This is a genomic window from Rhodococcoides kyotonense, from assembly GCF_900188125.1.
In the GTDB taxonomy this organism is placed as follows: domain Bacteria; phylum Actinomycetota; class Actinomycetes; order Mycobacteriales; family Mycobacteriaceae; genus Rhodococcoides; species Rhodococcoides kyotonense.
Genome location: NZ_FZOW01000013.1, coordinates 57,534 through 82,558, shown reverse-complemented (window position 1 = coordinate 82,558; position 25,025 = coordinate 57,534). Strand labels below are relative to the sequence as shown.

Sequence of the window (25,025 nt, the reverse complement as noted above, 5' to 3'; positions counted from 1 at the left end):
CGCATATGCATGTGCGCGAACTGGGGCAACCGCATCAGGAACGTCCCTACGCACACGCACATGCGTCTGCACGGGGGGCGGGGGCCGAAACGCCCCGGTCATCGCGCACTCCGCTTCTCGAGACGGGCCAACGCTTCCAGCGGATCCTCACCGGCGAGATCGGCGACGCCTTCCGCGACCAGATCGTCGTCCCAGTCCCACCACCGCAGCGCCTGGAGTCGCGCGATGACGTCGTCGTCGAATCGTTTGCGTACCAGTGCCGCCGGACTACCCGCGACGATCGAGTACGGCGCAACGCTCCGCACCACAGTGCTGCCCGCAGCCACGATCGCACCGTCCCCGATGTGGACCCCCGAGACGATCGTGACGCCGAAGCCGATCCAGACGTCGTTGCCGATCACGACATCGCCTTTGCTGCAGGGATATCCGTCGGTTCCGGCACCGGGCAGTCCGAGCTTGTGCCGGATCGGAAAGGTCGTCAGGCGATCGGTCGGGTGATTCCCGCCGAGCAGAATGTTCACTTCCGCTGCGATGGAACAGTATCGGCCGATGCGCAGCCGCGTCGCATCGTTCTCGTACAGCCGCACCTCAGGGATGCCGTAGCTGTGCGCCCCCATCTCGACGCGTCCCGACGCGATCAGGTTCCGCAGAACGCGTCGGCGATGGCGGTTCGGGTCGACGACCCTCAGCACGTGATCGATCATGCGAGCACCTCCCGTACGTAGCGGCCGGACATGGCCGTGAACCACAGCGAGAACGCCACCATCGCCGCCGACCACACCACGATGAGCGTCATGCCCGCCCCCGTCGCGATGCCCGCGCCGTATCCGATGACGACGACCACCGCGAGCGGCACGAGATAGCGGAGTTCGATATCCGGGCGTCCCGCACCGGTCAGGATGTTCACCGGCGCGATGGTCGCGCAGTTCGCTCCGTGTGCCGCAGCGATCAGTACGACGACGATAAGCGACGGTGTCAGGCCGAGTGCGACCTTCTGCGCCAGAAATGCAACGAAGGCTGCAGCACTCATCAGCGGAACCATCACCAGGACAACGAGTTTCTGCACGCGAGCGAGCAACGCTGCACCCTGCTCCGTGGTAGTCAGGCGCGACGAATCGGCGACGAGTCCCGCAGCGAGCGCGATCAACACGATCTTCGGGATCATGACGAAGCGCGTCGCGATGTCGTAGCGCGCCAGCAGCTCCGCGTCGCCGACGAGACCCAGTGCCCACCTGTCGAGTTGAGTGATCAACAGCCCGAGCATCGCGACGACGACTCGTGTTTTCATGAACAGCACGATCGTCTGCCGCACCGACGCCGACGTATCCGCCTGCAGTGCAGCATCGTTGCGTCGCCGTCCTCCTTCGAGTGCGAATCCGATGATTGCTTGCACGGCACCGGCGATCACGGTTCCGATGCCGAGCGAGATGATTCCGGCACCGGATTCGAGAGCGACGAGCGTCGCGACGAGTTGCACGGATCCGCCGAAGAACAGCACCGCGGTGCGTCGATAGAAGTGACTCCGACCCAAAGCCGCAGCACCGTACACTATTCCGATGCTGCGCAGCACGCCGCCGAGCGACACCAACGCGATCAGAGAGTACGCAGATCCGTGGAGTCCTGCGGCTGTCGAATATGCGGGCCAGATCGCGATGGCGACCGCACCCAACACGATCGGGGGCAGAGCCGACAGGCCGCAGAGGATAGTGGACGTGCGGAAGTCGAGGTGGCCGCCGCCGGCGAGTTTCGTCGCGAGTGTCGGTGTGCCGAAGTCGAACACGATGAAGATCGTCGAGAGTGTCGCCGCGAGAGCCCACACGGCGTAGTCGTCGACGCTCAGATACGCCGACCCGAGGATAGGTACGAAGGCGACGAACGCGCTGGCCGCGATGGCAGGCAGTCCACCCTTGAGCAGGCGGAACGCGAGACTGCGGGCTCCGGTGTCAGTACTCGTCATGCCCCACCTCGACGGGGTCGACTCTGCCGAGCACTGCGCGGCACCGGTCGACCGCCTCGGTCATGACACCGCGGTACTCTGCCAGCAATGCGAGGTCCAGTGCCGGAAACCGTTCCACCGCATCACCTTCCCACCGGCCGACCCAGGGCATCCCTACGGCATCGAACGTCGTTCCCACCGAGCCCGATTCGACCCATCCCAGCGGAACAGCTCCTTCTGTCGCACCCGCGACGAGGGCGTGCACTCGGTCACCGACCACGATGGCGCTGCGCGCGTAGACGTCGCGCACGGTCTGTTCCTGGTCGGCATGGTTGCCGACGAACCACGCTCGATACTGTCCACCGAGCGCGCGAGAGAGATGCTGCGACGACAGATAGTCGTCGGTCGAATGGACCAGAACGGCCGGTTCGAGCCCCAGGTTCGACGTCGTCGCCGTGAACCACGCCATCCACTCGTCCGACGGCCGTGGGCGGTCGCCACGCAACACCAACGCCGCGAGAGGTCGATCGGTCCCCCATCGCGACGTCGGAGTACCCAGCCGGAACGCCCAGTTCGGCAACCCGTCGTCCATCGACCGCCTGCACAGTGCGGACACGATCCGATACGGCAGCAGCACAACCGGATTCCCCGACGACGCATCCACGCCCCGCCCCCGCCAGATGCCGCGCCCACCACGTGGGAGCGCGATCACCATGAGCAGCGCCAACATCCACATGTGCATCGAATGCCGCACACCGACCTCGACCCGACCGGTGTCGACGGCGATGCGCGTCGGCCCGCTGACGGCACCGACGACTGCGCGTCCGAACCACACGCGGAAACTGCCCGTACGCACATCCGTGTCGTCCAGTCCGAGCCCTGCCACGTAGTCGGGCGACGACGACCCCGTCCACACGACGAGATGGCCTCGCTCGCGCAGGTAGTCGAGATAGCCCCGGCGGGACATCGACGACGCGATGTTCCCACTTCGTCCCGGCGCGCACACGTACACGGCGCTCACGGTGTGCGCTCCGCGGTGGGAACCAGGCGACGCAGTTCCTCGATCAGTTGTTCCCGAGCAGGCGCAGCACGCTGCAATGCTGCATCGACGTCTGCCGCGTACCGTGCACGCTCCGATTCGTCGTCCAGCAGAGTGCGCACCTGCTGCAGCACGCGCGCGGGCTCGAACTTGTTGACGTTGTGCACGTATCGGTCCAGCCCGAGGTCCGCGAACGCACCGAATCCCTTGCGCTCGTATGCGAGATGGACCACGTAGTGTCCTGCCTTCAGCGCCATCAGCGCAGCGTGCAAACGCACCGCGACGACGACCCGAGGCGCCCCAGGAGTCATAAACTCGCTGCGCGGCAGAATCTTTCGCGCGCCGACCGATGCCATCGCGTCGACGTCGTTGTTTCCCGCCGTCGCGCTCTGCACGTATCCGTCGAACGTGCCCAGTTGGTGCGCAAGGTCGACGACCAACGGACCGAGCTTGCCGCGCACGGCTCGCACCGTCAGCACGGGCACCGAATCCACATCGAGCCCCCTGCGCTCGATGTGGTCGGCACCCAGGATGGCGAGGTCACTGAGCCGTCGTACTCCGGCGTCGGCGAACTCCGCCAGGCTGCGATCGTCGCGCACGTAGAACGCGTCGATTTTGCGCATGCGGCTGGTCAACGCGCGGCCGACGGCTGCACCGGCCGGCCCGACGCTCTGCGGAAGGTACACCGTCGGCGTGGACGTTCGACTCGCCGCCCACAGCTGCGGGCCGTGCACCAGAGCGGTCTTGAGCGTCTCCACAGCGTAGCCTGCGCGCAGATACCCACCACCGACCGCGACGACGAGGTCCGCGTCGTCGAGCTCGCGCAGCAGGCGCCGATAGGGCGCTGCATACCCGGTGGCCGACGGACTCGAATCCACCACTCGCGCATCGATTCCGGCGAATGTCTCGGGATGCGACGCCGCGATCGTGATCTCGACGGCGTCACCGAACGCGGTTCGCACCACGGCGAGAGTCTCGTCGACGAGCAGACCGTCACCGGCGTTCTTCGCACTGTAACCGTGCAACACGACGACCTTCACGAGGACACCACTTTCTCGTACACCGCGATGTGCGCATCGACGCTCATGTCCCACGTGAACGACGACGCCCACAGTCGACCGCGAGCCGGTGCCGCCGCCCGCCACTCGGAATCCTGTGCAGCTCCGATGATCCCGTCGGCGATGGCGTCGGCGTCGATGTCTCCCAGTACCAGTGCCGGACCTGCGATGTCACGCAATGCACCTCGATCGGACGTGAGAACAGGCGCTCCGGCGGCCATGGCCTCGAGAACCGGGAATCCGAATCCCTCGTAGCGACTGGGGAAGACGAACAGCGCTGCCCGCTGCATGAGTGCACGCCGGTCGTCGTCCGAGACGAATCCGAGGTGAATCACGTTCGGACTCTTCTCGATAGCCTCCATCGATTCCTCGAAGTTCCACGCAGGCTTGCCCGCGACGACGAGTGGCAGTCCGAGCGCTCGGACGTCCGGGCGGCTCATGGCCTCGACGAGCGCGACGAGGTTCTTGCGCGGTTCGATGTTACCGACGTACAACAGATAGTCGTCGGGAATCCGGCTACGCACCTCGTCGGACAGCGAGACGGGTTCGGCGAACACATCGGCGTCGATACCGTGCGGCACGACGTGGATGTCGGCGAGTTCGATACCGAACACCTCGGCGATGTCCTCTGCGCTGGATTCGGACACAGTCACTGCCGCATCGGTACTCGCAAGAGCACGCCCGACGCGTGTGCGCCAGATCTTCTCCTGGCGACCGCTGCGGACCCCGTCGATCCACCTGCTGGCGATGCCGTGCACCGTGACCACCGACGGCGTTCTGGTGCGAACCAGCGGTCCGGTGTCGGCGACGTAGTGCAATACCGCGTCGGTCTTCGAGAGTCCGTGCAGAGTCTCCGACACCATCGTCATCGGCGCCGAGTCGTGGAAACTCATCGAGTCCACGGTCGACCCCCTCGCGCGCAATCCACGCGCCAATGCCCGCGCATACGTGGTGTTTCCGCCGACGTGCCGATCCAGGATTCGGCCCGGCATCAGCACTCTCACCCTGCCCTCCGGTACAACGTGTCGAGCGCGAGAGACTGCACCTCGGGTGAGTGAACGGCCACCGACTCCGACGTCTGCTCCTGGGCGCGAACACGATACGCACGGTCGGAGAAGAATCTGTCGACGGCGGCTGCCGCGGCGCGCGGGCAGTTACGCGTCAAAGGGAATCCGAGACCTTCCAACGCAGCGATGCCGCGCGCCAGAATCGGTGTCCCGACGGCCGCAGCCTCCAGAAGCGTGATCGGTGCACCTTCCCATTCGGCGGAGTGCAGGTACAGGTCAGCGGCAGCGATGTGCTTCTTCACCAGCTCCGATGGCACCCACCCCGTGATGGAGACGCCTGCCTGCTCCAGTACCTCTCGCATGTCGGCGTCGCCGTCGCCGACCCATGTCCACTTCACGTCGCTGTGCGACGCCCTGGCCGCCTCGGCGAAGAACAGCGGATCCTTCTGCGCCGAGATTCGGCCTGCCATGACGACCTCCGGCCGCCCACTCGTCTCGTGCACCAGCGCCCCGGGGAACGAGGTGTCGGGTACGACGTTGGGAAGGTACGTGACCTCGGTCGACGGTCCTGCCATGCGGGCTGCGGAAGCAGCCTCGAACGGGCTGATCGCCGCGATGGTCTGCGCGCGCTTGCTCAGCAGCACCTCGACGGCGCGGTAGGCCGACCGTGCGGCGCCCGAGCTGTCTCGGCGAAGAAACGCGTAGGCGTGTGGGGTGTAGATGACCTTGGTGTCCGGTCCGAAATCGAACAGTCGGAGCAGTCCCGCAAAACTGGAATGCAGATGAATTGCCTTCGGCTTCGTTCGAAGGATGTGTGTTCGCGCAGCACGAACGAAACCGGCCATCGACCCGTTGTAGCTGATCGATTCGGCCCCACAGGGCTCAGCGATGTCGTGCTCGGACCGCGTGCGCACCAATATCTGGTGAACAAGCGACGGCGAATTCTCGATGTACCGAGAAATAGCGGACTGAACTCCGCCTCCGTACGCCTCCGAGATGTGTAGTACGTCCACGGTGGGCACAGTTGTACCCGAAATTTTATGTGTCACTGCAACTCCCCGACGAAGTGTGCTTGTGCTGCGTGCACAGAGGACAGGGTGCACCCACCCGTGCACTTCCACGGCCGGACGACTCGACCTCTGATTTCGAAGACGTCGACGCACATGTTTGCGTCTTCTTTCTTCCTAGGGAATGACACACCGGAAATTCATCGTTGTCAAACCGAGATAAGAATTAAAGCACTTCGAGATAGTCGGAGATAGACGAAACAATTCCCGCAGACGAAAGGCCCATCGAATTCGAGCATCGCGATTCCGAATTCTCGATTCCGGAGACACAAGCCCCATCGACGGGCCGTTTCCATCGACATCCGGATGAAGATCGGCGCGAAACCGTGTCATTCACCCGAATGACAGAGCTGCGCCTCACATCACGAACGCAGGGAACTTCGTGTCGCGGCATCCGGTTTTCCACAGCTCGGCGGTCTGCACCACCCAGAACAAGGCGAATTCGAGCAGCAGCGCCGCTTCCGCGAACAGCACGAACAACGTCCAGCGAACTGTCATCGACAGGACGAGCACCAGAATCAGCGTGGCGACCATGCTCACGCCGATGATGCGATAGGCCGTCACATATCTCGTCGACGTGGCCGGATCGACCGTCGCCAGAAACGCGTTGACCCAGACCGCGAGAATGACGAAGCCGAAGAACGGGATCGCCGCCCAGCTGTGCCCGTGACGCTCGAACCAGTGCGGCGCGTAGACGAACCCGATCGCGAGAACGCCCGTGATCAGCACTCCGACGACCCGCACGAGCGTGCCCAGCACCGTCCACGACACTCCGAACGGCCCCGGCACGAACAGTATCGACGCCAGCAGCACGAGCAACACACCGACGAAGACGACCGAGACGTTGTTGCCGATCGCCTGGCCTGCGTCGTAGACGAGCGGAAGCCCGGATCCCCCACACAGGCCTCGCACGCGGCCGTCGACGCCCAGGTTGGTCGGCCACCCGGACGGAACGGTTGCGACGAAGAACGCCCAGAACCCGGCGAAGTCGTACAGAACGTCCTCGGTGTCCGAATTCCCCTTGTACACGATCAACAGTGCGCCCGATGCACAGAGCACGGCGATGAAGATCGCGTGTACGTCGGTGAAATAGTAAGCGCTGATGGATGATTGGAGACACCAGCCCGAGGTTCCCGCCTGAATGAACACCGACACGAACAGCATCACGACCAGGATGACCATCCCGATCCGAAGACTGCGGTACGTGCTCAGGGCGGTGGACTCGCTGCGTTCTCCGGTTCTGCTCACCCAGGCCCCCATCCCGACGACTGATCATTGAACCTCGAACCCTTCGGCCACGGGCGACTTTCGTCGAAAATGCGCGACGCCACGCTGGTACGAGACCCATTCGTGACGTTTGGTTTCACAATGAACTAGGGTCTCGAGAGAACGGAAGTGCACCTGGAGGACCAATGCCCGATCGAACCGCCCGCCGTCGGCCGGTTCTGGCATTGTTGGTCGGCGCGGCCTTGCTGTCCGTCACCGCGTGCACAGCGCGCGCCGACGACGCACCGGAACCATCGTCCGTCGCGTCGACGAGCCCGACGCCTGCGGCAAGCGCGTCGCCTTCACCGACGACGACCCCGTCGACGACGCCCCCTCCGTTGATTCCTCCGAGTGTCATCGCCTCGGCCGAAGTCCCGGCTCCGCCGGTATACGACGACCCTCCGGTCGAGGTCCCCACACAGCAGCCGACTCAGGCGCCGCCGCAGCCCGTTCCAGAAGAACCGACGACGCCCGCGCCGAGCCCGGTCGATTCCAACGGCTTTCCCCTGGGCACGACGTGCGGCGCGGTGTCGTGCACGTCGCCGGACGGTGTCATCTTCGTCAACCCCGATGCCGTTCCGAACTTCGGCGCGCAGCCGTTCGACCTGCTGTGCGGCCAGACGCTGTGTCCGCCTCCGGGTCTCCAGCTCACGCCCGAGTTACCGTCGTCCGGCAGCGCGGGCTAGCCCCCGCCCGCCCCACCGCGGCTGGCCCCCGCCCCACCGCGGCTAGCCCCCCGCCCCACCGCTTGAATGGTTCATCCATACGCTCAGATAGCTTGGATCGCGCATTCAAGCGATCCTCAGTTCACCAATCCCTCGGTCTTCAGCCAGTCGTACGCCACATCCGCCGGATCCTCACCGTCGATGTCGACGCGGCCGTTGAGGTCCTGCATCAGGTCGTCGGTGAGACGCTCGGAGATGACGGCCATCAGGTCGGCGATCTCGGGATGCTGCTCGAGAATCGTGCCGCGAACGACGGCCGTTCCGCTGTACGGAAGGAAGAACTTTCGGTCGTCGTCGAGCACCGTCAGATTCAGGTTCTTCACGCGACCGTCGGTGGTGTAGACCATGCCGAAGTTGCACGGCGCACTCTGCGCGGTGGAGGTGTAGACCACACCGGCGTCCATGCGCGTCACGTTCTCCGACGGCACCCCGTCGGGCGCGTTGAGCGGAATTCCGTACGTCTCGAGCATAGGCACGAATCCGTCTGCGCGGCTGAAGAACTCGTCGTCGACACAGAACGTCCGGTCGGCGACCGGGAGGTTCGCGACGTCGGACAACGACGTCACCCCCAGTCTGTCGGCGGTTCCGGCCGCGGCTCCGAATGCGTACGTGTCGTTGAAGTTGGCAGGCGGCAGCCACTCGAGGTCGTAGTCCTGTTTCTCGATGTCGTGCACGCGCTGCCACAGCTCGTCGGGATCGGCGATCGTCTCGGTTTCGCCGTGGTAGTTGACCCACCCCGTTCCCGTGTACTCCCACAGGATGTCGGCGTCACCGTTCAACTGCGCCTGGCGCGACGACGCGGAACCCGGTGCCCCGGTCAGGTCGGTGACGTTCGCTCCTGCAGCCGCGAGGTAGGTCGCGGTGATCTTGCCGAGCAGCACGCCCTCGGTGAAGCTCTTGGACGTGACGACGAGTGAGGAACCCTCCAACGGCGTTTCCCCGTCGCTCAGCGTCGTGCTCTCGAACGTCCCCGACGAACTCACGAGCCCGCAGCCCGACGCGAGCGTCGCGACCAGCGCTGCTCCCAGTGCTATCCGGCCCCTCATGCCACTCCTCGTGGGGTCGCGACGAGCTCGACGAGTCGTCCGAGCCAGTCGATGATCAATGCCAGCAGTGCGACCAGAATGGCGCCGGATATCAGCAGCTTCGGCAGGAACAACGTGACACCGGTGGTGATCAGCGTGCCGAGGCTCGTCGCGCCGATGAACGTGCTCAGTGTCGCGGTGCCGACGAGAATGACCAGTGCGGTGCGAACACCGTTGAGAATCACCGGAACTGCGAGCGGCAGCTCCACCTGCGCGAGAGTCCGTACTCCGGAGAAGCCGATACCGCGGGCGGCTTCGATGGTCCGCTTGTCCACCTGGTCGATGCCGATGATGGTGTTCTGCAGGATCGGCAGGATCGCATAGACGACGAGACCGACCACGGCCGTGCGGAATCCGGTGCCGAGCCACATCGTCAACAGCACGATCAGACCGACTGCGGGTGCCGCCTGCCCGACGTTCGCGAAGTTGATGACGAACGGCTTGTACGGTCGCGCCTTGTCCCGCGTCAGCAGAATGCCGAGCGGGATGGCGATCGCGATGACGATGACGGTGGCCGTCAGGGTCAGCTTGATGTGATCGAAGATCGTGTTCTGCAGGTTCTCCCAGCCGAGTGATGCCTGCTCGGTCGGTGTCAGGGTCGCGCCTGCGTACCACGTGAAATAGCTGACGCCGATGATCACGATCAGCAGCGGCTCGAACCAGACGTCCATCGGCGTTCGCCGGAGCCGGTTCATGCCGGATTGCTCTCGCCGTGCGCGGTGTAGGACACGTGGCCGTCGCCCTCGCGCGCGTCGGACAGCTGCCCGCGGATGACTGTCATGACCGTGGCGATGGTCAGGGCACCGGTGACGGCTCCGCGTCCGTCGGTGACGAGGACTCCGCCCTGACTTGCGGCAAGCATGGTGTCGAGGGCGTCGTTCAACGTCGACGACGGGGCGACGGTCGGCAGCCGGTGATCGATGTAGTCGGAGATCGTGTCCTTCGTGGCGACCTCGTCGAGCGACGGCCACGAGCGCGGGCGACCGTCTCCGTCGACGACGACGATCCACGTGACACCCGCGGCCTTCGCGCGTGCGATGACTTCCTGCGAGTTGTCGCCGACACGCGCGGTGACGACCGAATCATGGTCGACGTCTTTGACTCTCGACAGCGTCAGGTGCGCGAGGGTGGCACCGGATCCGATGAACTCCTCGACGAACGGAGTCGCCGGGCGCGCCAGGATCTCCTCGGGCGAGGCGTACTGCTCGATCTTGCCGCCCTCGGACAGGATGAGGACCTTGTCACCGAGCTTGGTGGCTTCCTCGAAGTCGTGGGTCACGATGACGATGGTCTTGGCGACCTCGTGCTGAATCGCGATGAGACTGTCCTGCAGACGAACTCGCGTGATCGGATCGACCGCACTGAACGGCTCGTCCATGAGCAGTACGGGTGGGTCTGCAGCAAGAGCACGTGCGACGCCGACGCGCTGCTGCTGACCACCGGACATGTCCTTCGGCAAGCGATCCCGGAACCTGTCCGCGTCGAGTCCGACGAGGTCGAGCAGGTACTCGGTGCGTTCGGCGATGCGATCCTTGTCCCACCCGAGCACACGAGGGATGGCACCGATGTTCTTGGACACCGACCAGTGCGGGAACAGTCCGCCTGCCTGGATGACGTAGCCGATGGACTGACGCAGCTTGTCGGGGTCCTCGCCGGTGACGTCGCGGTCGCCGATGAACAGTCGCCCCTCGGTCGGCTCGATGAGACGGTTGATCATCTTGAGCGTCGTCGTCTTGCCGCATCCGGACGGGCCGACGAACGCGACGATGTTGCCTGCTTCGATCTCGAGGTCGATCTTCTGCACGGCGGGCTTGGTCTGCCCGCGGTACTGCTTGACGACGCCGTCGAGCCGAATCGATGCACCGGCGACGGTCCGTTCGGTGTCGGTCATGACAATCCCTTCGAGATGGTGAGGCGCCCGAGGAGGACGAGCAGCGCGTCGAACACCAGGGCGATGACGACGATGAGAACTGTTCCGGTGAATGCCATCTCGACCGAGTTGGTTCCACCGAGTCGAGACAGACCGTTGAAGATCAGCGACCCGAGACCGGGCCCGAGGACGTAGGCGACGATGGCGGCGACACCGATGACCATCTGCGTCGACACCCGAATTCCGGTGAGGATGACCGGCCAGGCCATCGGCAGCGATACCGAGAACAGGATGCGTGCGCGTGAGAGCCCGATCCCTTTCGCGGACTCGATCACCGTGTCGGGAACACCTCGAAGTCCGACGATGGCGTTGCCGATCACCGGCATCGCCGCGAAGAACGCGAGCATGATGAACGACGGCACGACGCCGAGCCCGAAGGGCACGATGAGCAGCGCCAGCAGCGCGAGAGACGGGATGGTCAGCGCAACCCGACTGGTGGTCAGCGTCAACGACGAGAAGAGAGGGAGGCGGTGCACCGCAACGGCTATGGCTACAGCGACGAGGGTGCCCACGAGCACCGTCTGGAAAGCGAGCGATGCATGCTGATAGGTCAGAAACGCGAGAAACTCACCTCGCCCCTGAAGGTAATTCCAGAGATTCACGAAACTCCTTCTTGCGCAAGCATTCTTCAGGACACGGAGAAACCCGGCGACACCCCCGTGTGTCAGGCAGCGACGATACCGCCAGATCTGGATTTGCACCTGTTTTCGGGGAAATGATCCGGTGCGCGGACTTGCCGCGAGCAGTCACTCCCGCGCCCCTCGACCTGCGTCTTTCTCCGCACGCGATCTCACCTGGCCGGAATTAAAATCACCTCGAGCAGAAAGGGTGCGGCTGCACAAAGAATCGCGGCGAGCGAATGTCTCAACAAATCCGTCCCGATCGTTCACCATTCTCTACATGCGAATGCACGAGAAGGGGTCCACGTTTGCCCCTGCCCTGGTGAAGGCCGACGCCGTTGCTGCGGTCCTTCTGTCGTCGTCGGGTGAGTCCGACGGCTGGGAAACCGAAGTGTTCGACGCGCTGTGCCGCACCCACTCGAACACGCACCTGCACTTCGTCCTCCCACCGCCGACGGACCTGTTCGTGCAGCTGTGCACATCACTGTCCGGCGCGTTCGGTCCGATTACGTCCGAGATGCCGAGATATTCGAGCGCCGACGACGTCGTCGACGGCATCGCCGCCTCGCTTGCGTCGAGCGGCCGCAGTTGGTCGTGGTCGGAGAGCCCGGCCGCACTGACACGCGCCGCAGGCACGCGGGGCAAGCGGCTGCTGCTCGTCGGGGGCGCTAGGCGTCCGGTGTACGCGGTGTGGTTCGGACTGATCGGCTACCGCCCCTCGTGAGCGAGAATGTGTACTCCTCTATACATTTCCACTCACGAGGGGAGTCAGCCCCAGATTCCCCCGATACGTCGTGGACGGGTATTCGGCGTGAAACAGCCCCCGCGCGATCAACAGTGGCACGACGTGCTCGGCGAACAGCTCGAAATCCGAGTGCACATCCGCGGGCATGATCGTAAAACCGTCGGCGGCGCCTGCCCTGAACCATTCCTCGATCGTGTTCGCGATCTGCTCCGGATCACCGACGGCCAACCTGTGGCCTGCGCCGGACGCGCTGCGATCGATCAACTGCCGCGCGGTCACCGGTTCCGAGGCGATCAGCGCACGCGCGCTGAGGAGAAATCCCGCCGGACCGCCGGCATCGCTCGACGCCGGATCGGACACCTGACCCAGTTCGACGACGCGATCGAGATCCAACGATCCCGGCTGCGCCCCGAGTTTCGCTTCCAGTCCGCGCAGCGCGGACGAGTAGTCGATCGTCTCGCGCAGTTCGAGTTCCCGGTGCAGCGCGTCCGATTCCGTTTCCCCGACGACGACGACCAGTCCCTGCGACAGCTTCACATCGTCGGCGTGGCGTCCGAACCCCTCGGCCCGCGAACGAATCTCGTTCCGATACGCAATCGCGTGGTCCACCGTCTGTGCTGCGGCGAACACGACGTCGGCATACTTTGCCCCCAGAGCCCGGCCGCCCTCCGACGCCCCTGCCTGAACCACCACCGGACGGCCCTGCGGTGAACGAGGCAGCGGCAGTGCACCTTTCACATCGAAGTGCTCACCGACATGGTCGACGTCGTGAATTCGCGTACGGTCGGCGAAGAGACCGGAGTCGCGGTCACCGACGACGGCGTCGGAATCCCAACTCTCCCAGAGCCTCAAGACCAGCCCAACGAACTCGTCGGCACGAGCGTACCGCGCGGACTTCTCGAGCGGCGACACCCCGAAATTGCCTGCGGCGTCGGCACTGTACGAGGTCACCGCGTTGAACGCACTGCGCCCGCCGGTCAGATGATCGATCGTCAGATAGCGCCGCGCCAGTTCGTACGGACTGCTGTAGGTCGTCGTCGACGTGGCAAGAACACCGATGTGCGACGTGTGGGCCGCGGCGTGCGTCAACATCAGCAGCGGATCGAGTGCATTGCCCGGCGCAGAACCGATGTCGGCAGGAAGCGCGGGCGAGTCACCGATGAACAGCGCGTCGATCTTCGCGTCCTCGGCAATACGTGCGAGCCTGGTGAAGTGGGCCGGGTCGACGAAGGCCAGCGGATCTGTGCCAGGCCGTCTCCACGACGTCCGTAGGTGGCCGGGAGTGGAAACCGCGATGTTCAGGTGGAGGGTGCTCATGGAAGCCAATGTTTCTCTACAGAGTTGATAGAGAAAACGGATCGACTCAGGAAGATTTTAAGCCGTGACGCTCTGATGCGACACGATGCGCGACGCCACGACCTCCGCTTGCGTCCGAATCTCGGTGATGTTGAAGCTTTCCCAGTTCGACCCGCGCCGCACGGACCCGACGGCCCAGAGCCGATCCTGCAGCGGCCCGACGACACGTCCCTCCAGGTCGGTGTCGAGTCCGATGTTCGTGCGACCCGGCCGCGCGTACCCTCGATCGAGCAACTGGTCGACGAGCGGCTCCTCCATCTTGCGCGCGTAGCGCGACGGGCCGGTACAGCAGATGACGAGATGTGCTGGCTCGGTCCATCTTTCGTCGAATCGACGCACCGAGACGACGCCGTCGGCATAATCGTGGACGCGCCCGGACACCACTCGAAGCGAACCGTCGTCGACGAGGCGTTGCAGTACCTCGGCGGTCTCGGGTGGCATTCGGTTTCGATGCTGCTCCCAAATCAGAAGGACTCGCCGGAACAGCTTTTCACGCTCGGCGTCCGAGACCCGGGGCCACACATCGGGAATCACGTGCCGCAATCCGTCGACGACGCGTCGCCAGTCGAGATCGTCGTATCGCTCGAACAGCAGCCGCGTCGCGCGAATGATGTCGACTGCAGTCGTTGCCTCCGTGAGGTGTTCGACCTGTTCGTACAGAAGCGGTGGTTCCGGCTCGGCCAGTTGCGCTTCGGGAAATCGGCCGCGCTGCGAGATGGCGGTGATGTCGCGACATCCGTACGTATCGAGTTCGGCAACGACGTCGGCTGCGCTGAGCCCGGTCCCGACGACGACGATCGGTTTGTCTCGAGCGTCGTATTCGGCCACGATCTCCCCGACGTCGACCGTCCACGGATGCGTCACGACGCCCGGGCCCGCAGGCACCGGTACCGAGAACGCTCCGTGCCCGACGGCCAGGATCACGTGGTCGGCGACGACGGATTCACCGCTCGCGAAACGAACTTCGAGGGAGTCGTCCAGCGCGACCACTGCGTCGTGCCACAGTACGAAGTCCGCTTCGGACCCGGCGACGGCCGCATCGAGCGAATGTCGAAGGTAGTCGCCGTAGACCTGGCGCGGCGCGTAGGTGTAACTCGATCCGAGTCCTGCCGCCTCGAGATAGCGGACGAAGTGGTCAGGGAAGTCCGGGCGAGCACTCATCCGGTTCGCTGGAACGTTGACCCGATGCACCGGAACGGTCGTCGAATACGCGACGCCTTCACCGATGCGTTCCGAGCGCTCGACCAGGTGCACACGATCACCTGCGCGTGCACGACGAAGCACCGTGAGTGCCGAGATCACTCCCCCGGCGCCACCTCCGACGATGACGGTATCCACGATCCTTACCTCGAAACGCTTCGGAATCTGCCCACCCTCCGAGGTTACGGAGAGATCGACGCAGTGTCGTCGGTTGGATTCACGCTGATTTCAAGGCGGCTCCGCCGCATGTGCATGGAAATACATAGCCCGCTATGCATTTCCATGCACATGCCTTCGGTGCCTTTTTTGGACCAAATCCAGAAAACGGTCGCGGAAATGGCCGATCCCTCCTAGGGTTGGGGCCATGGCTTCCGGACCGGACGATGCGCAACGGTTACGCGCCGCGGGTCTCCGCGTGACGCAGCCGCGTGTCGCCGTCATGGATGCCGTCCGCGCCAACCCGCATGCCGATACCGAAACGATCGTGAGTGCCCTGCCCTCGGTCTCGCGCCAGGCCATCTACGACGTGCTCGACGCGTTGTCGACGGCCGGGCTGGTCCGAAGAATCCAGCCTGCGGGTCACGTCGCGCGATACGAGTCGCGTATCGGCGACAACCATCACCACATCGTCTGCCGCACTTGCGGTCTCATCGCAGATACCGACTGTACGGTCGGAGATGCGCCGTGCTTGACGGCGTCGCACGATCACGGTTTCGAACTCGACGAAGCCGAGGTCGTCTTCTGGGGCACGTGCCCGGAATGCGCCGCGTCATCCAAGACTCGATCACAGCCGTGATCGTTCCAGATCGACCAGCCCAACGTCGAAAGGAATGCAGTGACCTCCGATAGCCGCCCACCGAATCCCGATACCGGCACGCACAGCAACAGCGAAAGCGAAAACCCGGTCATCGAGTCGCCGAAGCCCAAGGGCAACGCACCGCTGACCAACAAGGACTGGTGGCCGGAGCAGATCGACCTGTCGATCCTGCATGCACACACCGCCAAGTCCACACCGCTCGGCGAATCCTTCGACTACAAAGCAGAATTCGCGAAACTCGACGTCGACGAGCTCAGGGCCGACGTCGCCGCCGTCCTCACCGACTCCAAGGACTGGTGGCCCGCCGACTACGGCAACTACGGCGGCTTGTTCATCCGCCTGAGTTGGCACGCCGCAGGCACCTACCGCATCTACGACGGCCGAGGCGGCGGCGGCCAGGGCGCCCAGCGTTTCGCACCGCTGAACAGCTGGCCGGACAACGCGAACCTCGACAAGGCCCGACGCCTGCTGTGGCCGGTCAAGCAGAAGCACGGCAGCAAGATCTCGTGGGCCGACCTGCTGGTCTTCGCCGGCAACGTCGCACTCGATTCCATGGGGTTCAAGACATTCGGCTTCGCGTTCGGCCGCGAGGACATCTGGGAACCGGAAGAAGTTTTCTACGGCCCAGAGGACACCTGGCTCGGCACCGACAAGCGCTACTCGGGTGAACGCGAGCTGGCCAAGCCGCTCGGCGCCACCACCATGGGTCTGATCTACGTCAATCCCGAAGGGCCCGAAGGTAAGCCGGATCCCGTCGCCGCCGCGCACGACATCCGCGAGACGTTCGCCCGGATGGCGATGAACGACGAGGAGACCGCGGCACTCATCATCGGTGGCCACAGTTTCGGTAAGACACACGGCGCACGTCCGGCGGACAAGGTAGGTCCCGAGCCCGAAGGCGCGCCGATCGAACAACAGGGCCTCGGCTGGAAGAACGGTTACGGCACGGGCAAGGGCGAGGACCAGGTCACCAGTGGCCTCGAGGTCGTGTGGACCAAGACCCCGACGCAGTGGGGCAACGGGTTCCTCGAGAACCTCTACGGTTACGAGTGGGAGCTTCAGAAGAGCCCCGCGGGCGCGTGGCAGTTCGTCGCCAAGGACGGCGCGGGCGCAGGCGAAATCCCCGATCCGTTCGGCGGACCGGGGCGCGCACCGACGATGCTCGTCACCGACGTGGCATTGCGTGAGGATCCCGCCTACGCGAAGATCACTCGCCGCTGGCTCGACCACCCCGAAGAGCTCGCCGACGCGTTCGCCAAGGCCTGGTACAAGCTGCTGCATCGCGATCTCGGTCCCGTCTCCCGGTACCTGGGACCGTGGGTTCCCGAGCCGCAGCTGTGGCAGGACCCGGTTCCCGACGCCCCGACCGAGCTCATCGACGCCGCCGACATCGCGTCGCTGAAGTCGCAGATCCTCGACTCGGGCCTGTCGATCCAGCAGCTCGTCAGTACCGCGTGGGCCTCGGCGGGCAGCTACCGCAAGACCGACTTCCGCGGCGGCGCCAACGGCGCGCGTGTCCGTCTCGAACCGCAGAAGAGCTGGGACGCCAACGAGCCTGCCGTCCTCGCCGAGGTCCTGGGTGTGCTCGAGCAGATCCAGAAGAATTTCAACGGCAGTGGCGGCAAGCAGGTCTCGCTCGCCGACATCATCGTCCTCGCCGGCTCGGCCGCGATCGAGAAGGCCGCCAAGGACGGCGGCCACGAGGTCACGGTTCCGTTCACCCCCGGCCGTACCGATGCCTCGCAGGAGGACACCGACGTCGACTCGTTCGAGGTACTCGAGCCCCGCGCCGACGGTTTCCGCAACTTCGTCAAGGCCGGAGAGGAGACGCCGTCGCAGGTGCTGTTCCTCGATCGGGCGTACCTGCTCGACCTGACCGCGCCTCAGGCGACAGTTCTGGTGGGCGGCCTGCGTGCACTCGGGGCCAACCACGGAGGCACCAGGCACGGTGTGTTCACCGATCGTCCGGGCACGTTGACGAACGACTTCTTCGTCAACCTTCTCGATTCGGACACGGAGTGGACCAAGTCGGGTGACGACACCTACGTCGGCAAGATTCGGGCGACGGGTGAGCAGCGTTGGACTGCTACCGCGATCGATCTCATCTTCGGTTCGCACTCGCAGTTGCGTGCGATCTCCGAGGTCTACGCGCAGGCGGACAACGGTCGTAAGTTCGTCGACGACTTCGTTTCCGCTTGGGTGAAGGTCGCGAACAACGACAGGTTCGACCTGAAGTAACAGCTACCAGGGTTGGCCCTTCGGCCCCCGGGGTATGACGTGCCGGACCTTGTCCACGTCGACCCGGGGGCTTTTCGCTGTGACTACCAGCAGTACTCACCCACTCACCGAACCGCAGGAGAACATCCCTGCGGCATCTGTCGTGGAACCGATCCTGCTGGAGCTCGCGTCCGTTCGCGTGCTTCTCGACGCGTTGGGGACGGTCGCGTTGTTCGTGACCGCGTCCGTTGCATTCTCCGTCCGTGAAGCACTCGCGGTCGTTGCAGTCGTCGGTCTGTTCGTCCTGGCCTCACGGTGGGTCAGGTGGCGGCGCAGCAGCCGCGCGTTATCGTTCCGTGATATTCGTGACCGAACCGTTACCGTTGGATAACCGTCTCCGCAACCTTGCTTTGCCAAACTCATTGCCATACGTCACGAGCGCTGAAGAAGTCGGTGCCATTTCCACCTTCTGACTAAAGGGGAATGCAACATGACCGTTACAGAACCCACCGCCGATTTCATCGCCCACATCGCGGACCAGGACCCGCCCGAGCACACGCAGCGCTACGCGATCGACGTGGAGTCCTACTCGAACGACTACGCGGTTCTGCGAGCGTCGGGCGAGCTCGACATGTCCGCCCGGGTCGATTTCGTTCAGGCCCTCGACCGCATGGCACTGGACAACAAGCACGTCCGCGTCGACCTCTCCGAAGTGTCGTTCATGTACTCCGGCGTTGCCAACGCGATCATCGACAACGCGCAGATCAACGACGGCACCGTGAGCGTCTTCGCGCCCACCCGGCCGGTACGCATGATTCTCGACGTTCTCGGCGGAGGATATCTACTCGTCGACGAGTAGAAACAAACCAGTAGGATCGAGTCGCGTCGAGCAGCCGGCGCGACATCCGCCGTGCTTGCCCGTACGGCCTTCCGACACTGGGAGCTGCACGACATGCCATCTGCTCGCAAACCTGCTGCGCAGCTCGACAAGGAACCGTCCGAACTGCTCGGGCTGGAGGTCTCGATGCAGTTCGCGCCGGTTCGGCGACTCGATGACGCTGCTCTGGCAGCCGTCGAGCTGCAACTGCGCGGCCCGGACGGAACGGCTCTCGCGTCCGCTGAGGCGGTACGTCGTGCAGCCCAGATGATGGACCAGCGCGCAGACTACGACGGCTTGAAGCTCGCGAAATCTCGAAGCAGCGTCGCGTCGGCCGTCGCGGGGCAACTGCCGTTGCTCGTCACGGTCGACTCGCAGTCGCAGATCGCTCTCGACTCCGGGGTCGGCCCGGAACGCATCGTCGTCACTGTCAACGTCAGCGACGTGTTGACCAATCCCCACGACGCCCTCCGCCGCGTGCAGGCCGCGCGCTCGCACGGACGCCTCATCGCACTCGACGGCGTCGGCGTGGAAGCGCACGCCGCGACACTCCTGTCGCTCGTCGAACCGGACATCGTCATCACTGCACGTGAGTTCATCACTCGCACAATCGATTTCGAGATCGGATCACTGGCGCACGCGCTCGCCGCCTACGTGGAACGAACGCACGCCGTCGTCATCGCCGAGGGCATCGACGACGATTCGGCGCGTCTGTCGGCTCGCACGATCGGCGCCACCTACGGCATCGGAGCGCTGTATCCGGCAGTGTCCGATCCGAAGGTGTTGCTGCACGAGAACGTCGTTGCCATCCCCAACTCGCCGGTGTGGAGCACTCCGGCCACCGATGCCTCGACTCCGTACAACATCGTGCGGGAGAACATGGAGTCACGACGCGGAACCAAGCGGCTGCTGGTGCAGATGAGCAAGACGCTGGAGTCCCAGGCCGTCGCGATGGGGTCGTCGATGCTCGTGCTCGGAACTTTCCAGCGTGCCGAGCATTTCACTACGACCACGGCCCAGCGGTGGCGTCACATGTCGGAGTCCATCGGATTCGCAGGCGTCTACGGCGTCGGCTTGTCGCACATGCTCGATGGTCGGATTCAACACGCGCCACTCGATCCCGACGACGAACTGGTCGACGAGTGGACCGTCGTCGTACTCGGTCCTCATCATTCCGCGCTGCTGTCCGCACGCGATCGACACGACAACGGCCCCGACCTCGAGCGCACGTTCGACTTCGTCCAGACCTACGACCGCACCACCGTCGTGCAAGCGGCGCACTCGATCATGCGACGGTTCGTCACGGCGTAGCCACCCGCAGCACCCCTGCAGGCACGAGGTCGTCGGCGCTGTTCTTCCACGGCTTCACCCAGGTCATCTTTTCGGGCCGCAGCGTGAGTCCGCACGCGCTGCACACCTCGCCCTGCGTGGTCTCGTTGCCGCACACGCGGTGGATCAACGCCATGTGTCCGCCGCCCGACGGCATGACCGTGTGCCGTTCGCCCCACAGCGCGAGATGCTGCAGCACAGGAAGCAGCTCGGCTGCAGCCTCTGTCGCCGCGTACCCCTGGCGCGTGCGCCCACCGTCGGAATAGTCGACGCGCACGAGCAGATCTGCGTCGATCGTCGCGTTCAGACGCCGACTGAGGACGGCCTCGGAGATTCCGAGATTGTCACGCAGAGAATCGAATCGACCGCGGCCGTGCAGGACGTCGCGGATGATCACCAGGACCCACGGGTCTCCCAGGACGTCGAGCGCGCGTCGAATCGGGCAGTTCTCGTCGGACCAATCCGAACGTAGAGGCATGGCTTTCCATCGCTTCGCATATCGGTTACTGTCACTCCAGCATATAACTTCCTTGAAGAAAGTTTACAGCCGATGACGATCGAACAGACCCGGTCGACGCGCATCCACCCCGCATGGTTGGTCGCGGCCGCCGCGTTCCTGGCACTCTTCGCGGCAGCGGGCTTCCGCGGCGCACCCGGCGCGTTGATGGTCCCCCTGCACGACGAGTTCGGCTGGTCGATGGGTTCGATGTCGCTGGCCGTCAGCCTCAATCTGATGCTCTACGGCCTCGTCGCACCCTTTGCTGCTGCACTGATGGACCGCTTCGGCATGCGCCTGATCGCCTGCCTGGCCCTGATGCTCGTCGCTGCGGGTGCCGCAGGCAGCATTGCGATGACTGCGTCGTGGCAGCTGCTCGTCTTCTGGGGCCTGCTGATCGGATCGGGCACGGGAGCGATGGCGTTGGTGTTCGCCGCCACCATCGCCGATCGGTGGTTCGTTCGGCGTCGAGGGCTCGTCATGGGCGTACTGACCGCGGGCGCCGCGACGGGCCAGCTCGTCATCCTCCCGCCCGTCGCAGCTCTCGCCGACGGCATCGGATGGCGGCCCGCTTCCCTCGTCATCGCGGCGACGGCGCTGGTCGCAGCACCTCTGGTCTGGCTGATGATTCGCGACTACCCATCCGATCGTGGCGTCCTACCCTTCGGGGCCGACCCGAAGACGTACGACGCCCCAGCCCGTACGTCCGGCGGTGCCGTTGCGCGCGCATTCGACGGCCTCGCCGTCGCGGCACGCACGCGCTCGTTCTGGGCGCTGGCAATCGCGTTCGCAATCTGCGGTGCGACGACCAACGGACTCATCGGTATTCACTTCATCCCGTCGGCACACGATCACGGGATGCCCGCCCCTGCTGCCGCGGGCTTGTTGGCGGCGGTCGGTGTGTTCGACATCGTCGGCACCATCGCGTCGGGTTGGCTGACCGACAAGTTCGATCCACGTAAACTTCTCGTCGGTTATTACGCGTTCCGCGGCGTGAGCTTGCTGCTGCTTCCGTGGTTGCTGGCCGAACACGTGCATCCGAGCATGCTGCTGTTCGTCGTCGTCTACGGTCTCGATTGGGTGGCTACCGTCCCTCCGACTGCAGCGCTGTGCCGAGAGATCTTCGGCTCGCGCAGTTCCATCGTGTTCGGGTGGGTCTTCGCTGCCCACCAGATCGGCGCAGCGGCAGCGGCATTCAGCGCAGGCGTCGTCCGGGATTCATTCGGCACGTACACCTACGCCTGGTGGGGTGGCGCGGCGTTGTGCGTTCTGGCTGCCGCACTGTCGATCGTCGTCGCGAAGCCGCGCACCCCCGTGCCGACGGGTGCTTAGCCGGACGAAATTACCGACGAGTTCGACGACATCGACTCGCCGACGGCCGTAGTATTCGGTAGAACGTGGTTGAGGAGTAGCCCGTAGTCGAAGTATCGGACTGCGGTGTGCTGCGTGCGCACCCCGCCGTCCCACTAACCACGGAGGGTATCGATGACGCTACTCGACTCGGTGCACACGGCGCCGGCGTCCATTCGAATGTCGTTCTGTTCGCCGATCGTCTTGGACGCGAACGTATTTGCGATGTCGGTCGACGAACCGGCGGGCGGCCCCATCGTCATCCGCGTCTGCGGCGGTTTCGACCCCGCGTCGACGCGTGAGTTCGAGCAATGCATCGGCGCGGCGCTCGAGTACGAGCGGGGATTGGTCGTCGACCTGTTGGACGTCGAACACATCACGACCGACGCAGCGTCGATTCTGACGCGTGCTGCTGGTCGATCGGCCCCCGGATTCTGCATCCAGGTCGCGTGCCGCCCCTCCGCTCGTCGTGCAATCGCCTCCCTGGCCGGCGCGCTCGATTGTCACGAGACCCTCGCGCATGCCATCACCGCGGCCTTGCCGAGGACCGCGAATCCACCGCGTCAGCATTTCGCGGAATAGAGCAACGCCAACTCTTCGAGCACTTCCTCGGCGCGATCTGCACCCGAGTGAAGTCCTGCTTTGCGCAACATGTCTCGCTGGAGGGCGAGCTGAGCGCACAATGCTGGAATCGTGTCGGCCGGAATGGTATTCGGCGGGCGTTCGGTGTAGAAGATTTTTTCCAGTTCTTCGATCAGGCGTTCGTCCATGGCACTGTGAATCTCCAGTTGCGGGGATCGCACTCGACGTGGAAGAACCAGGGATGTTCCCGGTGGTGGGTGCCGATGCGAATGTCGACTGCCGGCACGTGTTCGACCAGGCCACTGCACCGTAGCACGAGCATTCCCCGTGGAACCGGCCGAACAGGGGTAGGGTCGTTACCGACGGGGCTTTCGGGCTGCACGTGATGCGACGGGTCCCCGAGTCGCCCCGAGCCTTGTGGGCAGACGAATCGACGATCCGATTCCTTGACCGGTATCGGTCGAGGGGATGATGCTTTCATGGCGGTCGACAACCTACCGAACGTGATCTGGACCGAATCTCAGAAGCGGCAATTCTGGTGGGACACGGTCGTATTCGGAGATCACCAGAAACCCGAGAGAAGGATTCGTCCCACCGACGGCAATCGAATTCCACCGATGTCACCAAAAAAATCAGCCTGACCGATCGACGATCTCGGATGATTGGAAACACTCCGGCGCGGGCACTCACGAGTACCGACTACGGAGGTATCAGTGACCGCAGCCCGAGAACGTACTTTTCCCGCCATCAGCGTCGACGACGGTGTGTACGCACCCCAGGAGGACTCGTTCCTCTTGTGTTCGGAAATCGTTTCACTCGACATTCTGCCCGGAGCTCGCGTTCTCGATCTGTGTACCGGTAGCGGTATCGCAGCCATCGAAGCCGCGCGCAACGGCGCCCGCGAGGTCTTCGCCTACGACATCTCCGAACGGGCCGTTGCCTGCGCCGAGGCGAACTCCGCTGCCAACGGAACGACGGTGAACGTCTGTCTCGGCACACTGGACGACGCGCTCCATCGAGGGCCGTTCGACGTCGTCGTCTCCAATCCTCCGTATGTGCCGTCGCGCAACGAGCCTGTTGGAATGGGTCTGAATCGGGCGTGGGACGCAGGTGATCGAGGCCGCACAGTGCTGGATCTGCTCTGTGCGAGCATGCCCGCCCTGCTCGCACTCGGTGGAACTGCAGTCTTCGTGCAATCGGAACTGGCCGATGTCGACGAGTCGCTGAGACAACTGCGGAGCGCTGGGCTCGACGCCGAGGTCGTACGGCGTCAGACCATCGATTTCGGCCCCGTCATGCACGAGCGCGCGTCGTGGCTGGAGGCCACCGATCAAATCGATATCGGTTGTCGCCATGAGGAATTGGCGGTGATTCGCAGCCGTCGTCGGTAAGTGTCTACACAGATCGCTGGCAGGGGCGTACCGTCGATCGCGGAGCCCTGGGTCAAGTGTGGACCGCTGGTTCGGATTGTCGCCCAGGCAGACTAGGGGCGATCGTTCATGACTGCCGGAAATTCGGACACCTCCCGGCTTCCACTCCAAAGCGATGTCATCGACCAGTACGACGACGCTGCGGCGGCAATCGGTCGGTTGACGTCCGTACTCGAAACACAGTTGCCCCTGGGCGCCGTCCTGCAGCAGGTGTGCGAGCAGGCGGTATCGGCTATTGCCGGGGCCGATTTCGCTGCCGTGACACTGCTCGAACACGGTGTCGGTTCCACGGCCGCGTGCACCGACGAGGTCGCTCGTGACGTCGATTTCGATCAGTACGAAGCAGGTCAAGGCCCGTGTCTCGATGCGGCAAGCCAGCGAGCCACCGTACGGGCTTCACGATCCGACGCCTGCGATCGGTGGCCGCTGTTCGCCGAGAAATGCGCTGGATCGCCGATCAACAGCTTTCTGTCGTCCCCGATTCTCAGCGGGGGCGAGGTACCGGCTGCGCTCAATCTCTACAGCTATGCCGACCATGGATTCGGAACCGTCGACGAAGCAGTGCTCCGGGTTTATGTCTCGTGCATCAACATCATCGTCTCGAGCGCGAGGACGTCCGCAGGAATCAAGAGCGAACTCGACGGGCTGAACATCGCCATGCGCTCCCGTGCGGTGATCGAGCAAGCCAAAGGGGTCATCATGGCCGACAAGGGAGTCGATGCCGACGATGCATTCGTGATACTCACGCGCCGATCTCAGCGCGAGAACGTCAAGGTGTCGGAGCTGGCCGCCTCGATCGTGAGTTCGGTGACACCGTCCAGGAACTGAGATGTGGGCGAACCACCGGCTAATCGCCACCTGGTGCGGCCGACGCAGTGATTCGACCTCGCCGC

26 protein-coding genes are annotated in these 25,025 nt (G+C 64.4%); 11 read left to right on the top strand and 15 right to left on the bottom strand.

Features of this window, described 5'->3' with window-relative positions:
• Positions 1-98 precede the first annotated feature (98 nt).
• From CHB96_RS20695 to CHB96_RS20665, 7 genes are all read right to left on the bottom strand, one after another.
• On the bottom strand, positions 99-704 hold the full coding sequence (locus CHB96_RS20695; protein WP_089249760.1) for a CatB-related O-acetyltransferase: 606 nt from the start codon (positions 702-704) through the stop codon (positions 99-101).
• Complete coding sequence (locus CHB96_RS20690; protein ID WP_089249758.1) at positions 701-1,957, bottom strand: MATE family efflux transporter; 1,257 nt, start codon at positions 1,955-1,957, stop codon at positions 701-703. The genes CHB96_RS20695 and CHB96_RS20690 overlap by 4 nt, the downstream gene beginning before the upstream one ends.
• On the bottom strand, positions 1,944-2,957 hold the full coding sequence (locus CHB96_RS20685; protein WP_089249756.1) for a hypothetical protein: 1,014 nt from the start codon (positions 2,955-2,957) through the stop codon (positions 1,944-1,946). Before CHB96_RS20685 ends, CHB96_RS20690 begins: the two co-directional genes overlap by 14 nt.
• Entirely contained in the window at positions 2,954-4,015 is a 1,062-nt protein-coding gene (locus CHB96_RS20680; protein ID WP_245865970.1) for a polysaccharide pyruvyl transferase family protein, read from the bottom strand. Before CHB96_RS20680 ends, CHB96_RS20685 begins: the two co-directional genes overlap by 4 nt.
• Positions 4,012-5,025 (bottom strand): glycosyltransferase family 4 protein, encoded by a 1,014-nt coding sequence (locus CHB96_RS20675; protein ID WP_089249925.1) that lies wholly within the window; start codon positions 5,023-5,025, stop codon positions 4,012-4,014. Before CHB96_RS20675 ends, CHB96_RS20680 begins: the two co-directional genes overlap by 4 nt.
• An 8-nt stretch (positions 5,026-5,033) precedes the next feature.
• Positions 5,034-6,053 (bottom strand): glycosyltransferase, encoded by a 1,020-nt coding sequence (locus CHB96_RS20670; RefSeq protein ID WP_245865968.1) that lies wholly within the window; start codon positions 6,051-6,053, stop codon positions 5,034-5,036.
• 411 nt (positions 6,054-6,464) lie between these two features.
• The gene (locus tag CHB96_RS20665; protein WP_141136517.1) at positions 6,465-7,355 is read right to left on the bottom strand and encodes a hypothetical protein; all 891 of its coding nucleotides are present in this window, start codon (positions 7,353-7,355) and stop codon (positions 6,465-6,467) included.
• Between the two features lie 164 nt (positions 7,356-7,519).
• Between CHB96_RS20665 and CHB96_RS29765 the strand changes: the two genes are divergently transcribed.
• Positions 7,520-8,059 (top strand): hypothetical protein, encoded by a 540-nt coding sequence (locus CHB96_RS29765; protein WP_176444407.1) that lies wholly within the window; start codon positions 7,520-7,522, stop codon positions 8,057-8,059.
• Between the two features lie 116 nt (positions 8,060-8,175).
• On the opposite strand, the gene CHB96_RS20650 is transcribed toward CHB96_RS29765, so the two are convergent.
• Genes CHB96_RS20650 through CHB96_RS20635 form a run of 4 tightly spaced genes read right to left on the bottom strand, consistent with a single transcriptional unit; the run spans position 8,176 to position 11,715 of the window.
• The gene (locus CHB96_RS20650) at positions 8,176-9,144 is read right to left on the bottom strand and encodes a glycine betaine ABC transporter substrate-binding protein (RefSeq protein ID WP_089249749.1); all 969 of its coding nucleotides are present in this window, start codon (positions 9,142-9,144) and stop codon (positions 8,176-8,178) included.
• Entirely contained in the window at positions 9,141-9,878 is a 738-nt protein-coding gene (locus tag CHB96_RS20645) for an ABC transporter permease (protein ID WP_089249747.1), read from the bottom strand. The genes CHB96_RS20650 and CHB96_RS20645 overlap by 4 nt, the downstream gene beginning before the upstream one ends.
• Positions 9,875-11,074, bottom strand: a complete 1,200-nt coding sequence (locus tag CHB96_RS20640; protein WP_089249745.1) for an ABC transporter ATP-binding protein — start codon at positions 11,072-11,074, stop codon at positions 9,875-9,877. Before CHB96_RS20640 ends, CHB96_RS20645 begins: the two co-directional genes overlap by 4 nt.
• A complete protein-coding gene (locus CHB96_RS20635; RefSeq protein ID WP_089249743.1) occupies positions 11,071-11,715 on the bottom strand; it encodes an ABC transporter permease in 645 nt (214 codons plus the stop codon). Before CHB96_RS20635 ends, CHB96_RS20640 begins: the two co-directional genes overlap by 4 nt.
• Before the next feature lie 298 nt (positions 11,716-12,013).
• Between CHB96_RS20635 and CHB96_RS20630 the strand changes: the two genes are divergently transcribed.
• The gene (locus tag CHB96_RS20630; RefSeq protein ID WP_245865966.1) at positions 12,014-12,457 is read left to right on the top strand and encodes a hypothetical protein; all 444 of its coding nucleotides are present in this window, start codon (positions 12,014-12,016) and stop codon (positions 12,455-12,457) included.
• A gap of 18 nt (positions 12,458-12,475) precedes the next feature.
• Here CHB96_RS20630 and CHB96_RS20625 read toward each other — a convergent pair whose 3' ends face one another.
• Both CHB96_RS20625 and CHB96_RS20620 read right to left on the bottom strand, forming a co-directional pair.
• The gene (locus CHB96_RS20625; protein ID WP_089249921.1) at positions 12,476-13,795 is read right to left on the bottom strand and encodes an NtaA/DmoA family FMN-dependent monooxygenase; all 1,320 of its coding nucleotides are present in this window, start codon (positions 13,793-13,795) and stop codon (positions 12,476-12,478) included.
• 57 nt (positions 13,796-13,852) lie between these two features.
• Positions 13,853-15,172, bottom strand: a complete 1,320-nt coding sequence (locus CHB96_RS20620) for an FAD/NAD(P)-binding protein (protein ID WP_176444406.1) — start codon at positions 15,170-15,172, stop codon at positions 13,853-13,855.
• 226 nt (positions 15,173-15,398) lie between these two features.
• Here CHB96_RS20620 and CHB96_RS20615 point away from each other — a divergent pair, with 226 nt between their 5' ends.
• From CHB96_RS20615 to CHB96_RS20595, 5 genes are all read left to right on the top strand, one after another.
• The gene (locus CHB96_RS20615; RefSeq protein ID WP_089249739.1) at positions 15,399-15,830 is read left to right on the top strand and encodes a Fur family transcriptional regulator; all 432 of its coding nucleotides are present in this window, start codon (positions 15,399-15,401) and stop codon (positions 15,828-15,830) included.
• A gap of 39 nt (positions 15,831-15,869) precedes the next feature.
• Positions 15,870-18,089, top strand: coding sequence for a catalase/peroxidase HPI (katG, locus tag CHB96_RS20610; RefSeq protein ID WP_089249737.1), 2,220 nt, complete (start codon positions 15,870-15,872; stop codon positions 18,087-18,089).
• Between the two features lie 79 nt (positions 18,090-18,168).
• On the top strand, positions 18,169-18,459 hold the full coding sequence (locus CHB96_RS20605; protein ID WP_089249735.1) for a hypothetical protein: 291 nt from the start codon (positions 18,169-18,171) through the stop codon (positions 18,457-18,459).
• 99 nt (positions 18,460-18,558) lie between these two features.
• A complete protein-coding gene (locus CHB96_RS20600; RefSeq protein ID WP_089249733.1) occupies positions 18,559-18,927 on the top strand; it encodes an STAS domain-containing protein in 369 nt (122 codons plus the stop codon).
• A 93-nt stretch (positions 18,928-19,020) separates the two neighbouring features.
• On the top strand, positions 19,021-20,256 hold the full coding sequence (locus CHB96_RS20595; protein ID WP_245865964.1) for an EAL domain-containing protein: 1,236 nt from the start codon (positions 19,021-19,023) through the stop codon (positions 20,254-20,256).
• Here the strand turns inward: CHB96_RS20595 and CHB96_RS20590 are convergent.
• On the bottom strand, positions 20,246-20,752 hold the full coding sequence (locus CHB96_RS20590; protein WP_089249731.1) for a winged helix-turn-helix transcriptional regulator: 507 nt from the start codon (positions 20,750-20,752) through the stop codon (positions 20,246-20,248). The two genes, CHB96_RS20595 and CHB96_RS20590, sit on opposite strands and share 11 nt — an antisense overlap.
• 72 nt (positions 20,753-20,824) lie before the next feature.
• On the opposite strand from CHB96_RS20590, the gene CHB96_RS20585 reads away from it, so the two are divergent.
• Both CHB96_RS20585 and CHB96_RS20580 read left to right on the top strand, forming a co-directional pair.
• Complete coding sequence (locus tag CHB96_RS20585) at positions 20,825-22,102, top strand: MFS transporter (protein WP_089249729.1); 1,278 nt, start codon at positions 20,825-20,827, stop codon at positions 22,100-22,102.
• Positions 22,103-22,255: 153 nt separating this feature from the next.
• The gene (locus tag CHB96_RS20580) at positions 22,256-22,702 is read left to right on the top strand and encodes an STAS domain-containing protein (RefSeq protein ID WP_141136515.1); all 447 of its coding nucleotides are present in this window, start codon (positions 22,256-22,258) and stop codon (positions 22,700-22,702) included.
• Here the strand turns inward: CHB96_RS20580 and CHB96_RS20575 are convergent.
• Positions 22,684-22,890, bottom strand: coding sequence for a hypothetical protein (locus CHB96_RS20575; protein WP_089249726.1), 207 nt, complete (start codon positions 22,888-22,890; stop codon positions 22,684-22,686). The genes CHB96_RS20580 and CHB96_RS20575 overlap by 19 nt on opposite strands.
• A 525-nt stretch (positions 22,891-23,415) precedes the next feature.
• Here CHB96_RS20575 and CHB96_RS20570 point away from each other — a divergent pair.
• Together CHB96_RS20570 and CHB96_RS20565 are read left to right on the top strand one after the other, a co-directional pair.
• Positions 23,416-24,093, top strand: coding sequence for a HemK2/MTQ2 family protein methyltransferase (locus CHB96_RS20570; protein ID WP_089249724.1), 678 nt, complete (start codon positions 23,416-23,418; stop codon positions 24,091-24,093).
• Between the two features lie 108 nt (positions 24,094-24,201).
• The gene (locus CHB96_RS20565; protein WP_089249722.1) at positions 24,202-24,960 is read left to right on the top strand and encodes a GAF and ANTAR domain-containing protein; all 759 of its coding nucleotides are present in this window, start codon (positions 24,202-24,204) and stop codon (positions 24,958-24,960) included.
• Positions 24,961-25,025: the final 65 nt, after the last annotated feature.